The sequence below is a fragment of the Janthinobacterium sp. GW822-FHT07H11 genome, from assembly GCF_058798615.1.
In genome coordinates this window covers 2251318-2263166 of sequence record NZ_CM179507.1, presented here as the reverse complement: position 1 = coordinate 2263166, position 11849 = coordinate 2251318, and the positions used below count along the sequence as shown (strand labels likewise).

General features: G+C 65.5%; 11 protein-coding genes. 6 read left to right on the top strand and 5 right to left on the bottom strand.

The window, feature by feature from the left end; translation table 11 throughout:
* Nucleotides 1–19: 19 nt before the first annotated feature.
* Complete coding sequence (rpoD, locus tag AC3RCJ_RS10230) at nt 20–2569, bottom strand: RNA polymerase sigma factor RpoD (RefSeq protein ID WP_492963302.1); 2550 nt, start codon at nt 2567–2569, stop codon at nt 20–22.
* 567 nt (nt 2570–3136) lie between these two features.
* Between rpoD and AC3RCJ_RS10225 the strand changes: the two genes are divergently transcribed.
* The 3 genes from AC3RCJ_RS10225 to AC3RCJ_RS10215 are packed head-to-tail and all read left to right on the top strand — an operon-like array spanning nt 3137 to nt 4757.
* A complete protein-coding gene (locus AC3RCJ_RS10225; RefSeq protein WP_492963304.1) occupies nt 3137–3646 on the top strand; it encodes a ProQ/FINO family protein in 510 nt (169 codons plus the stop codon).
* 9 nt (nt 3647–3655) lie between these two features.
* Nucleotides 3656–4303, top strand: a complete 648-nt coding sequence (locus AC3RCJ_RS10220; protein WP_492963306.1) for a 3'-5' exonuclease — start codon at nt 3656–3658, stop codon at nt 4301–4303.
* 13 nt (nt 4304–4316) lie between these two features.
* Complete coding sequence (locus AC3RCJ_RS10215; RefSeq protein WP_492963308.1) at nt 4317–4757, top strand: SMI1/KNR4 family protein; 441 nt, start codon at nt 4317–4319, stop codon at nt 4755–4757.
* A 6-nt stretch (nt 4758–4763) separates the two neighbouring features.
* On the opposite strand, the gene AC3RCJ_RS10210 is transcribed toward AC3RCJ_RS10215, so the two are convergent.
* Nucleotides 4764–6182 carry an aminotransferase-like domain-containing protein gene (locus AC3RCJ_RS10210; protein WP_492963310.1) on the bottom strand — a complete coding sequence of 473 codons (1419 nt, stop codon included), beginning with the start codon at nt 6180–6182 and terminating at the stop codon, nt 4764–4766.
* A 143-nt stretch (nt 6183–6325) separates the two neighbouring features.
* On the opposite strand from AC3RCJ_RS10210, the gene AC3RCJ_RS10205 reads away from it, so the two are divergent.
* Together AC3RCJ_RS10205 and AC3RCJ_RS10200 are read left to right on the top strand one after the other, a co-directional pair.
* Nucleotides 6326–7072 (top strand): c-type cytochrome, encoded by a 747-nt coding sequence (locus AC3RCJ_RS10205; protein WP_492963312.1) that lies wholly within the window; start codon nt 6326–6328, stop codon nt 7070–7072.
* The gene (locus AC3RCJ_RS10200) at nt 7069–8343 is read left to right on the top strand and encodes a c-type cytochrome (RefSeq protein ID WP_492963314.1); all 1275 of its coding nucleotides are present in this window, start codon (nt 7069–7071) and stop codon (nt 8341–8343) included. Before AC3RCJ_RS10205 ends, AC3RCJ_RS10200 begins: the two co-directional genes overlap by 4 nt.
* Before the next feature lie 118 nt (nt 8344–8461).
* On the opposite strand, the gene AC3RCJ_RS10195 is transcribed toward AC3RCJ_RS10200, so the two are convergent.
* Complete coding sequence (locus tag AC3RCJ_RS10195; RefSeq protein ID WP_492963316.1) at nt 8462–9097, bottom strand: class I SAM-dependent rRNA methyltransferase; 636 nt, start codon at nt 9095–9097, stop codon at nt 8462–8464.
* 188 nt (nt 9098–9285) lie between these two features.
* Here AC3RCJ_RS10195 and AC3RCJ_RS10190 point away from each other — a divergent pair, with 188 nt between their 5' ends.
* The gene (locus AC3RCJ_RS10190; RefSeq protein WP_492963318.1) at nt 9286–10077 is read left to right on the top strand and encodes a head GIN domain-containing protein; all 792 of its coding nucleotides are present in this window, start codon (nt 9286–9288) and stop codon (nt 10075–10077) included.
* On the opposite strand, the gene AC3RCJ_RS10185 is transcribed toward AC3RCJ_RS10190, so the two are convergent.
* Nucleotides 10074–10961: a dihydrodipicolinate synthase family protein gene (locus AC3RCJ_RS10185; RefSeq protein ID WP_492963320.1), complete on the bottom strand. Its 888-nt coding sequence runs from the start codon at nt 10959–10961 to the stop codon at nt 10074–10076. The genes AC3RCJ_RS10190 and AC3RCJ_RS10185 overlap by 4 nt on opposite strands.
* A gap of 35 nt (nt 10962–10996) precedes the next feature.
* Nucleotides 10997–11812, bottom strand: a complete 816-nt coding sequence (locus AC3RCJ_RS10180; protein ID WP_492963322.1) for an aldolase — start codon at nt 11810–11812, stop codon at nt 10997–10999.
* Nucleotides 11813–11849: the final 37 nt, after the last annotated feature.

Genomic DNA, 11849 nt, shown 5'->3' with positions numbered 1-11849 from the left:
TTTATTGCCTGCTGACCGCTTAGTTCTGTGTCAGGAACGTTTTCAGCTTGTCCGAACGCGAAGGCTGGCGCAGCTTGCTCATGGCTTTCGCTTCGATCTGGCGGATGCGCTCGCGCGTCACGTCGAACTGCTTGCCCACTTCTTCCAGCGTGTGGTCGTTCGACATTTCCACGCCGTAACGCATGCGCAGCACCTTCGCTTCGCGCGGCGTCAGGGAATCGAGCACTTCCTTGATCACGTTGCGCATCGAGGCGTGCAGCGCGGCGTCCAGCGGCGCCAGCGTCGTGTTGTCTTCGATGAAGTCGCCCAGTTGCGAATCGCCATCTTCGCCCATCGGCGTTTCCATGGAAATCGGCTCTTTGGCGATCTTCATGATCTCGCGCACCTTGTTTTCCGGCATTTCCATCTTGACAGCCAGGGTCGCCAGGTCCGGCTCGCTGCCCGTTTCCTGCATGATCTGGCGCGAGATGCGGTTCATCTTGTTGATCGTCTCGATCATGTGCACCGGCACGCGGATGGTGCGGGCCATGTCGGCGATCGAACGCGTGATGGCCTGGCGGATCCACCAGGTGGCGTAGGTCGAGAACTTGTAGCCGCGACGGTATTCGAATTTATCGACCGCCTTCAGCAGGCCGATGTTGCCTTCCTGGATCAGGTCGAGGAATTGCAGGCCGCGGTTGATGTATTTCTTGGCGATCGAGATGACCAGACGCAAGTTGGCCACCGTCATTTCGCGTTTCGCGTGACGCGCACGCTTTTCGCCGGCAGCCATCTGCTTGTTGATCTTGCGCAAGTCCGCCAATGGCAGGGCCACGCGCGCTTGCAGGTCGATCATCTTCTTTTGCAGTTCCTTGACGGCAGGCACGTTGCGGCTGAGGATGGCGCTGTACGGATACTTGCAATCGACTTCGCGGTCGACCCATTCCAGGTCGCATTCATTGCCCGGGAACACCTTGATGAAGTGGGCGCGCGGCATGCCGCATTTGTTCACGCACAGTTCCAGCACGGCGCGCTCGATGTGGCGCACTTCTTCCATCTGGCCGCGCAAGGTGTCGCACAGCTTTTCCACGACCTTGGCCGTGAAGCGGATGCCCAGCAATTCCTGCGAAATGGCTTCCTGCGCCTTGATATAGGCTTTCGAGTTGTAACCCTCGGGCGCCTTGCGCATCTTGTCGTACTGCGTGGAAATGACGTTGAATTTCTCCAACGCATTCTTTTTCAGCTGGGCCAGCTGCTCGCTGGAGAAGCCGGCCGCGCCGCCATTGGCGTCGCCGTCTTCTTCTTCCGCTTCCTCTTCCTCTTCCTCGTCGTCGCCTGCGCTGGCGGGCACGGCTGCGACGGCCGGGGCCGGGGCATTGCTTTCGTTCAAGTCGACAAAGCCGTCGACCACTTCATCGACCTTGATTTCATCGCGCGCGATTTTTTGCGACAGCGCAACGATTTCGCCGATGGTGGTGGGGCAGGAGGAAATGGCCTGGATCATGTCCTTCAGGCCGCCTTCGATGCGCTTGGCGATCTCGATCTCGCCTTCGCGCGTCAGCAGCGCCACGGCGCCCATTTCACGCATGTACATGCGCACGGGGTCGGTGGTGCGGCCAAAGTCGGAGTCGACGGTCGACAGCGCGGTGGCGGCAGCCGCTTCCACTTCGTCGTCGCTGGTGACGGTGGCGACATTGTCGGTCAACAGCAGGCTTTCCGCGTCAGGGGCGCGCTCGTAGACGGCGATGCCCATGTCGTTGAAGGTGGCGATGATGCCTTCGATCGCTTCCGGATCGATGATGTTTTCCGGCAATTGGTCATTGATCTCGGCATAGGTGAGGAAACCGCGTTCCTTGCCCATGTTGATCAGGCCCGTGATCTGCTTGCGGCGGCGTTCCAGGTCCGCCGCCGACGCTTCCGGATCGCCCAAGGCATCGGCCAGGCCGCCCTTGGCCTTGCGGTCGCGCGCTTTCGACACGGCCTTCAGTTCGGCCCGCTCGACGGCGTTCAGTGCCGCCACTTCATCGTTTTCCGGCGTGAATTCGCTTGGTTTACGGCCGCGGCGGCCGGGCACCTTGACGGTCGGCAAGAAGTAATTCGAGGTATCGATGGCGGCCAGGGCATCGGCGTCCGTGGTCTTGCTGACCACTTGCGCGCCGGTGATGATGGTCACGGGTGCCGCTTCAGGCTTGGCGCGCACGACTTTCGAGCGGGCGGCCGTCACCACTTTATTCGTGGCGGCGCTTTCGCTGACCTTGCGCGGCGCGGCCGGGGCCTTGACGCCAGGGGCGATCTTCACGCTCGGCGTCTTGACCGGCGCGGCGTCGGCCACGTCGGTCACTTCGGCAACGGCGTCGACAGCCGCCGCTGGCGCTTCAGCCACCGGCTCGGCCGGCGGCACGGCGGCCAGGCGCGAACGGCTCTTCTTCACCACGGTGACGACGGTCGGCGCCGTCGTGACGGTGGCTTCCGGATTCGCTTGCGCATTATCGATAAAGTAAGATAAAGTCGTTTTCGGTACGGCAAGTTGCGCGGAAGCAGGACGGGGAGCCTTGGCGGACAACGTTAAAGTTTTTGGCGTATTCTTCATGAGATATCTCTTAATGCGAGACCAGATGGTGTCGGCGCGAAGTGAATGATTCCACCTAAGCCTGCGAAACCGGACTCGATGGAGCGTGTTGTTGCGGCTGCCGTCAAGGGCAGCGGCGCCTGTCTATCGGGACGCTCAAAGCCCGCGCATCCGTCGATAGGAGCGGCGGGGCCGAAGCCGGGTCAGATAAATAGGCGATGTACATTGCGGAATGAAAAAAAGCCCGTACCAGAACGGGCTTGAATCTATTGTTGTTCAGTGAAGACACAGCGGAGAGCAAGATTATGCACGAAGGCCAGTTATCTGGATAATTGATAAGCGGAATATCCGATATCAAAAATATCAATAATAGCGGCCCTGAGCGGCATTGCTCCTATCCCCTGCACACCTGAGCCAGACCGTGAAACAGGTGGTCCAGTGATCAGCGCAAGCCGACATTATACACATTTCCCGCATTTCGCGCTGTGTCTGCTGCAGTACGGGCCCGCTTATCGCAGCTCAAGTTGCCAAAAAAGACAATGCACTTGCCTGTGCCGCGTGCTATGCTCCCCTTTTATAGCCCAACCAATGATGTCGATGACCAGCTCCACGCCAGACCAGCAAGCCACCACTCCTGACACGCCAGCCGATGCAGCCCCAGCGGCGGCACCGGTCGCCGCAGCCACCCCGGCGCCCGCCGGCCTGACCGCGCGCGCCCTGCTGAAGCAGTTCCAGGAGCAATTCCCGCCTTTCCGCGATTGCCTGCCCTTGTCCATCGGTATCGACAAGCAGATCCTGGCGCGCCTGCCGGACCTGGACCGCAAGCTGATGCGCACGGCGCTGGGCATCCACACGGGTTCCTTGCGCTACCTGCGCGTGATGGAAAAAGCCAAGGTCCGTTACGACCTCGACGGCACCGCCGGCGCGGAAGTGACGCAAACCCACCGCGACCACGCCACGCAAGTGCTGCAGCAGCGCTTCAAGAAGGAAGCCGAGCGCAAGAAGGCCGAGCGCGACGCGGCCGCCGCCGAAGAAGCGAACCGCCTGCGCCTGGAAAAACTGAATCAGCTGACCGCGAAATTCTCGCGCAAAGGCTGATCCGGTTTCATGGACACAGCTGCCGCACCGCCACTGCCCCCGTATCAAGGCATTGCACTCGAGCACGTCAGGCTGGTACGCACCAGTGACGATGCAAAAGCGGCCATGGCCGCCCTGCTGGCGATGGATGCGATCGGGTTTGACACCGAATCGAAACCCACCTTCGTCAAGGGCGAGTCCTCCACCGGGCCGCATTTGATCCAGCTGGCCACCGACGACATCGCCTATCTGTTCCAGGTGGGGAGCGCGCCCGCGCCGGCCCTGGCCGAACTCAAAGCCATCCTCGAATCGACCACCACGCTGAAAGTGGGCTTTGGCCTGTCCGACGACGTCAAGCGCCTGCGCAACAAGCTGGGCATTGTTCCGGCACAAGTGCTGGACCTGTCCGTCGCCCTGCGCGGCGGCCAGCGCAACGACCTGGGCGCCAAGACGGCCGTGGCCAAGTTCTTCGGCCTGCACCTGCAGAAGTCGAAAAAAATCTCCACCACCAACTGGGCCAGTTCGCGCCTGACGGAAAAGCAGATCCTGTATGCGGCCGACGATGCGCAAGTCGCCTTGCGCGTATACCGCCGCTGGATCGCCGACGGCGGCAAGGTGGCGCCGCAAAAAGCCCCACGGGCCAGCATGCCGGCGGCCACGCCACCCGCACCCGCCTGAGCCGTCCCGCAGCATGAGCAAGAGCAAGAGCAAGAGCAAGTCCATCGGCACGACGCCCGACGCGATCGCCGCCGCCGAACAGGCGCTGGGGCGAGCGCTGCCCGCTTCCTACGTGCAATGGTTATTGGTCAACAACGGCCGCGCACTGGGCGCGCTGACCCTGTTTCCCGTCTACGACGCGGACAAGCCGCGCAAGACCTGGGAGTCGATAGACCGCCACTACCGCGAAGGCTGGCAGGCGTGGCTGGACAACTTCGCCGGCAGCGGCATCGATTGCAGCAACCTGCTGCCTTTCGCGCAGTTCGGCACGGGCGACTACTATTGCTTCGACTATGCCCAGGCGGGACCATCGGGCGAGCCCGTGGTCGTGCTGTGGTCGCACGAGACGGGCGCCACGCGCGCCGTGGCGCCGGACTTTACCGCCTTCCTGGCCCTGCCCGGCCGTCCCGGCTGACTTCCCCTACGGCGCCAGCTGCTGCGCCGCCAGCCGCCCCAGGGTGGCAATCGCCGCTTCCAGCTGCATGCCCCACGGGTGGCCGTAGTTGAGGCGGATGCAGTTGCGGAACGCGCGCGTGGCCGAAAAGATGGGGCCGGGCGCGATGCTGATGCCCGCCGCCAGCGCGCTGCGGTGCAGGTCCAGCGCATCGATGCCGGCCGGCATTTCCACCCAGACGAAATAGCCGCCCTGCGGCCGCGTGACGCGCGTGCCCGGCGGAAAATGCACGGCGATCGCCTGCAGCATGGTGTTTTGCTGCGCGGCCAGGGTCAGCCGCAGCTGGCGCAAATGGCGGTCGTAGCCGCCGTGCGCGAGATAGTCGGCCAGCGCCATCTGCAGCGGGATGGGCGCCGACAGGCTGGTGGTCAGCTTGAGCCGCTCGACCTTGCGCGCATGCCGGCCCGCCACGGCCCAGCCCAGGCGGAAACCGGGCGCCAGGGTCTTCGAGAACGAGCTGCAATGCATGACGAGACCGGCGCCGTCATGGCTTTTCGCCAAGCCGGGGCGCTGCTTGCCAAAGTACAGCTCGCCGTACACATCATCCTCGATCAGGGGCACGTCATGGCACGCCAGCAAGGCGACCAGGGCGCGTTTCTTTTCCGCCGACATCAGGCTGCCCAGCGGATTCTGGAAACTCGTCATCAGCCAGCACGCCTTCGGCTGGTGCCGCTCCAGCAGTTCGGCCAGCGCGGCCAGGTCCACGCCGTCGCGCGGGCTGGTGGCAATTTCCACCGCCTTGAGTTCCAGCCGCTCCAGCGCCTGCAGGCAGGCATAGAAGCTGGGCGACTCGATCAGCACCGTGTCGCCGGGCCGCGTGACGGCTTGCAGGCACAGGTTCAGCGCTTCCAGCGCGCCATTCGTGATGACGATATCGTCGCTGGACACTTGCACGCCGTCGAGCTGGTAGCGCAGCGCGATCTGCCGGCGCAGCTCGGCATTGCCCAGCGACAGGTCCGTCACCGTGCTCCACGGGTCGAGGCGGCGCATGCTGGCCGACACGGCCCGCGCCAGCTTTTCCATCGGAAACAGGTGCGGGCTGGGAAAGGCCGAGCCGAAAGGCACGATGTCGCGCGCGCCCACGGCGCCCAGCACCTCGAACACGAGGTCGCTGACATCGACGGTGGTGCTGGCGTCCAGCGGGCGGGAACTGTCCGGCTCGGGCGCCAGCGCGGCCCGCTGCGGCGCCACGTAATACCCGGAGCGGGGGCGCGAGACGATCATGCCGCGCGCCTCGAGCAGGTAGTACGCCTGGAACACGGTCGACGGGCTCACGCCGCGCCGCGCATGCTGCTGGCGCACGGACGGCAGTTTCTCGCCGGGCAGCAGCAGCTGCGCGGCTATCATGGCGGCCATTTCTTCCGCCAGCTCCTCATATCGCTTCAAACCTGCTCCACTTTAAACTGATCCGTAGTTTTTTTGCAAAACTGATCCTGTCACAATGACAGCGCCCGGTATATGCTAGGGCAACAACATCCGGGCAGCAACACCGGCACGCGACATCGACCGACGAGACAGGTTATTTTCCCATGCAACGCTCCATCCTAACGCATTCCCTCTCCCTGCTGGCACTGGCTGTCGCGCTGCCCGGCCTGGCATGGGCCGCGCCAGCTGCCCGGCCTGCCGCCGCGCTGGCCAGCCACGACAGCCTGGAACAGCGCATCAAGGCCTGCACCGCCTGCCATGCGCAAAAGGAGCGCCACGACGCCTTCTTCCCCCGCATCGCCGGCAAGCCGGCCGGCTACCTGTACAACCAGTTGCTGAACTTCCGCGAAGGGCGGCGCCAGTATCCGATGATGAACTACATGGTCGAGCACTTGCCGGACGCCTACCTGCGTGAAATCGCCGATTATTTCGCACAGCAACACCCCGCCCCGCCGCCGGCCCAGGCCAGCGGCGCCGGCGCGGCCGCCCTGGCGCGGGGACGGCAGCTGGTCCTGCAAGGCGATACGTCCAAGAAAATTCCCGCCTGCATCGCCTGCCATGGCGAACAGCTGGCCGGCGTGGCACCCGCCATCCCTGGCCTGCTGGGCTTGCCACGCGACTATATCAATGCCCAGTTCGGCGCCTGGAAGAACGGCATCCGCCGCGCCCAGGCGCCCGACTGCATGACGCAGATCGCCGCGCGCCTGTCCGACGCCGACGTGGGCGCCGTCTCGGCCTGGCTGGGCACGCAAGTGGCCAGCCCCGAGGCGCGCCCCGCCGCCGGCATCGCCCTGCCCTTGCCGCTGCATTGCGGCGGCGTGCCGGGCTCGACCGGGAAGGCGGCGCCATGAAAAAATGGATGATCGCGGCCGCCATCGCGGCCCTCGGCGTGGCCGCTGCCAGATTCGTGCTGTACCCGGGCGACGATGCCGGCCCGCCCGCCGCCGCCAGCGCCCTGAGCCAGGAACAGCTGGTCGCGCGCGGCGCCTACCTGGCCAAGGCCGGCGACTGCATGGCGTGCCACACGACGCGCGGCGGCGTGGCCTACGCGGGCGGGCGCGCATTGCACACGCCGTTCGGCAAGGTGCTCTCGCCGAATATCACGTCCGACAGGGAAACGGGCATCGGCAGCTGGACGGCCGACGATTTCTGGCGCGCCATCCACAACGGCAAGTCCCGGGATGGCCGCATGCTGTACCCGGCCTTCCCCTACACCAGCTACACCAGGGTGCGGCGCGAGGACAGCGACGCCCTGTACGCTTATTTCCAGAGCGTGCCCGCGCACCGGCAGGCGAATGCGCCGCACGAACTGCGCTTCCCCTACAACCAGCAGATCGCCCTGGCGGCCTGGCGCGCGCTGTACTTCAAACCCGGCGTGTACCAGCCGCTCACGGAAAAAAGCATGGAATGGAACCGCGGCGCCTACCTGGTGCAGGGCCTGGGCCACTGCAGCGCCTGCCATAGCAGCCGCACCACGCTGGGCGGCAGCAACGACGGCCTGTCTGGCGGCCTGATCCCCGTACTGGGCTGGTATGCGCCATCGCTGACCTCGGATGCGGAAGCAGGCCTGGGCGACTGGGACACGGCGCACATCGTGGCACTGCTGCAAACGGGCGTCTCGCCGCGCGCCACCGTGTTCGGCCCCATGGCCGAGGTGGTACGGCAAAGCCTGCAACACCTGGAGACCAGCGACGTGCACGCCATGGCCGTCTACCTGAAGACCTTGCCCGGCGCCGCGCCGCGCGAAAAAGCGGCGCCGCGCGACGCGTCGCCGGCGGCGCAGGCGCAGTTGGCGCTGGGCGCGAAACTGTATGAGGCGCACTGCGCCAGCTGCCACCAGGCCGACGGCAAGGGCGTGCCGCCCGGCTACCCGCCGCTGGCCGGCAACCGCGCGCTGACGACGGACTCGGCCGTGAACGCCATCCGCCTCGTGCTCAACGGCGGCTTCGCGCCCGGGACAACAGGCAATCCGCGCCCGTATGGCATGCCGCCGTTCGGCCCCGTCATGGACGACGCCGAAGTGGCGGCCGTGGTGACGTATCTGCGCGCCTCGTGGGGTAATGATGCGCCGGCGGTGTCGGCGCTGGAGGTAAACAAGTACCGCAGCGTGCCGCTGGAGTAGCGCGCCTGAAAAACGTCCATGGCGGCGTGGCATTTCCTTGCCCTGAACGGTTTGCAGGCACGCATATGAAGTAAAAAAACCGGCTCGCGCCGGTTTTTTTCACGTCAAACAGCCGTTCTCAGCGGAACTTGCTCTTGTGTCCCGTCTTGAGGTCCAGCGCATAGCGCACGCCGTTGTCCGTCAGCATGACTTCATCGGGCGGCTCCTCGCCGGCCAGGGCGCCGTCGATCAGGGGCAAGCCTTCGCCCTTGCGCATCAGGTCGTCGCAGCGCTCGTACACATTGGCGCAGCCGGTGGACGCCATCAGCGATTGCACGATGGCCACTTTCCACGCATCGACGCCGCCGGCGTTGAATTCGCAGATCAGATAGCCTTGCGCGCCGCCAAACAGCTGCACCACCAGGCCGGGCAAGCCCTCGTCCTCGCCCTTGATCAGCGTCAACAGCTGGTTTTCGCCCGCCTTCTTGATGGCCGGCAGTTTTTTCTCGATGGCGGCCTTGACCCTGCGCTTGATCAAAGCGTGGTCGACCGGTTCGTCTTCCTTGAAGCTCCAGATGCGCGCGCGGATCTGCGACTTCGAATTGTAGGCGGCGCGGGCGATGAACTGCTTGGACGAGCTTTGCACGATGGCCGTCGAGCCCGGCTTCATTTTTTCCTGCGGCTTGCCTTCGACCTTTTCGATCGCGGACGCGTAAATCCACGATTGGCCCAGCAAGCTTTTTTCCTTGCCCTGTTTGATGGTGATGATCAGCATGTAATTCCAGTAGTGGGACCGGCACGCGCCGGTCGTTCGATATGTCCAATACCGGCATGATACCTCATGCCATCCTGTCGCATCCTCCCGCATTCTGTGCCGCCAGCGTTGCAGTCTGTCGCAACGGCATAGGCAGCCGGCAGGCGCTCGCCTACCATGGCCGCAGACAATTCAAACAGGGAGTCATCATGGTTCACTCGCTTTTCCCCACCCGCATGGCCGGTGCCGCGCGCGCCCTGCTGCTAGCCGCCGGCGCCTGCGCGCTGGCCGCGCCCGCCGCGCCGGCGCTGGCCTCGCCACTGGAATGGATCTCGGGCAACAGCATCCAGGGCAGCGGCAAGCTGCAAAAGCAGACGCGCGAGGTGGGCAGCTTCCATGGCGTGGCGCTGAACGTGCCGGGCAATGTCGAACTGCGCATCGGCAACACGGACAGCATCACCATCGAAGCCGATGACAATATCCTGCCCCTGATCGACACGGCCGTGGAAAACGGCACCCTGCGCATCCGCCCGGCCAAGCGCAATGCGAATTTCCGCCAGACCAAGCTGACCATCGTGATCGAGGCACGCCAGGTGGAGCGCATCAGCGTGGGCGGCTCGGGCAGCATCGCCGCCTCCGGCTTGCGCGGCGACAAGCTGCGCTTCGACGTGGGCGGCTCCGGCTCGATCCATGCCCGCGAACTCGACAGCCGCACGGTATCGGTGGCCATCGGCGGCAGCGGCAACTTCAAGGCCAGCGGCAAGACGGAGCAGCTGACGGCCTCGATCGGCGGCTCGGGCAATATCCAGGCGGGCCGCCTGGCCGCGCGCGACGTGCAGGTGAGCATAGGCGGCTCCGGCGAAGCGCAGGTGTGGGCCAAGGATGACTTGACCATCAGCATAGGCGGCTCGGGCGAAGTGAGCTACTACGGCGACCCGCGCATCAGCCGCAGCATGCAGCGCTCGAGCAGCATCCGCCGCCTGGGCGCCGCGCCGGATTAAGCGCGCAAGCCGGCCAGCACGGCGGCCAGCTCCCGCGTGGCCGCCTCGCCCAGCGGCTGCAGCGGCGCACGCGGCGTGCCCGCCTCGAAGCCCAGCAGCGCCAGGCCCGCCTTGACGGTGGGCGGCAAGCCCCCCTTCATCAGGCACTGCAGCAGCGGCAATTGCCGGAAGAACAGTTCGCGCGCCTGCACCAGGTCGCCCGCCTGCACGGCCGCATACAGGGCCAGCGGCAAGCCCGCATGCAGGTTGGGCGCGGCCGTGCACCAGCCACGGGCGCCGGCCGCCAGCGCGGCGAAGGCCAGGGTGTTGCTGCCGTTATAGAACGGCAGCTGGCCTTCGCCCAGTTGCGCCAGCCGGTGCATGCGCTGGATGTCGCCCGTGCTTTCCTTGACCATCGTCACATTCGGCACCTCGCGCCAGATGCGCACGATCAGCTCGGGCGACATGTCGATGCCGCTGGTAGCGGGGTTGTTGTAGAGCATGATCGGAATGCCCACGGCATCGCCGATGCGCGCCATGTGGCGCACGATTTCTGCCTCGCTCAATTTCCAGTACGACACCGGCAAGACCATCACCGCGTCGGCGCCCTGCTTTTCCGCATGGCGGGCGCGGCGCACGGCGCCGGCCGTGGTCAGGTCGGAAATGCCCACCACGGTGGGCACGCGCCTGGCCACGGCGGCCAGCGAGGCGGCGGCGACGGCGTCCCATTCCGCGTCCTGCAGATAGGCGCTTTCGCCCGTGCTGCCCAGCGGGGCGATGCAGTGCACGCCGTCGGCGATCAGGCGGTCGATCAGCTGTTGCAGGCGCGGCAGGTCGACGTCCCGGCCGTCCGGCGTGAACGGGGTGACCGGATAGGCAATGATGCCGTGAAATGGAGTCTGCATGATGTAGTTTCCTTTATTTAGTGAGTGTGTGCGGTTCAGGCCAGGCAGTCGGCGTGCTGGCGCAGGGCGCGCCGCGCGTAATAGGCGAAGGTCACCGTGTCGCGGCGCGGCGTGGAAATCCAGTCGTGCGCCTCGCGCGCCAGGGCCGGCGGCAGCGGCTGGATCTTGCCCGCCGCCATGGCCAGCAGTTGCAAACGGGCGGCCCGCTCGATCAGCAGCGCCAGCATGCACGCCTCTTCCACCGTGCGTCCCACCACCAGCTGGCCATGGTGGGCCAGCAGGATGGCGCGCTTGTCGCCCAGCGCGGCGGCGATGATCTCGCCCTCTTCATTGCCCACCGGCACGCCAGGCCAGGACGGCAGGAAGGCGCAATCGTCGAACAGGGGGCAGGTATCCATCTGCGCCACCACCAGCGGCTGCTCCAGCATCGACAGCGCGGCCACGTGCGTGGGATGCGTATGGATGATGCACGCCACGTCGGGACGCTGGCGGTAGATCCAGCTGTGGAAACGGTTGGCCGGGTTGGGGATGCCCTCGCCCTGCACCACGCGCAGGTCCTGGTCGACCTCGAGCAGGTTGCCGGCCGTGATTTCATCGAAACCCAGGCCCAGGCGCTGCGTGTAAAACGTGTCGTCCTGCGCGCCGCGGCAGCTGATCTGCCCGGCCAGGCCCGCATCGTGGCCGCCGTCGAACAGGATGCGGCAGGACAGGGCCAGCGTTTGCCGCGCCGTCCAGGGGCTGTCCTGCGTGACGCTGGCCAGGCGCCGCTCGGCGATGGCCACCAGTTCGTCCTTCGACAAGGCCAGGCTGGCGCCCGGCGCTGCTGCTTCATAGGGAGTATTTTGCTGCATCGTCTTTCCTTCACTCATGCTTGCCACGCTTCCCGGC

Excerpts from the sequence above, each read along its gene's own strand:
- rpoD (WP_492963302.1), bottom strand. The coding sequence starts at position 2,569 with ATGAAGAATACGCCAAAAACTTTAACGTTGTCCGCCAAGGCTCCCCGT.
- AC3RCJ_RS10225 (WP_492963304.1), top strand. The coding sequence starts at position 3,137 with ATGATGTCGATGACCAGCTCCACGCCAGACCAGCAAGCCACCACTCCT.
- AC3RCJ_RS10220 (WP_492963306.1), top strand. The coding sequence starts at position 3,656 with ATGGACACAGCTGCCGCACCGCCACTGCCCCCGTATCAAGGCATTGCA.
- AC3RCJ_RS10215 (WP_492963308.1), top strand. The coding sequence starts at position 4,317 with ATGAGCAAGAGCAAGAGCAAGAGCAAGTCCATCGGCACGACGCCCGAC.
- AC3RCJ_RS10205 (WP_492963312.1), top strand. The coding sequence starts at position 6,326 with ATGCAACGCTCCATCCTAACGCATTCCCTCTCCCTGCTGGCACTGGCT.
- AC3RCJ_RS10200 (WP_492963314.1), top strand. The coding sequence starts at position 7,069 with ATGAAAAAATGGATGATCGCGGCCGCCATCGCGGCCCTCGGCGTGGCC.
- AC3RCJ_RS10195 (WP_492963316.1), bottom strand. The coding sequence starts at position 9,097 with ATGCTGATCATCACCATCAAACAGGGCAAGGAAAAAAGCTTGCTGGGC.
- AC3RCJ_RS10190 (WP_492963318.1), top strand. The coding sequence starts at position 9,286 with ATGGTTCACTCGCTTTTCCCCACCCGCATGGCCGGTGCCGCGCGCGCC.
- AC3RCJ_RS10185 (WP_492963320.1), bottom strand. The coding sequence starts at position 10,961 with ATGCAGACTCCATTTCACGGCATCATTGCCTATCCGGTCACCCCGTTC.
- AC3RCJ_RS10180 (WP_492963322.1), bottom strand. The coding sequence starts at position 11,812 with ATGCAGCAAAATACTCCCTATGAAGCAGCAGCGCCGGGCGCCAGCCTG.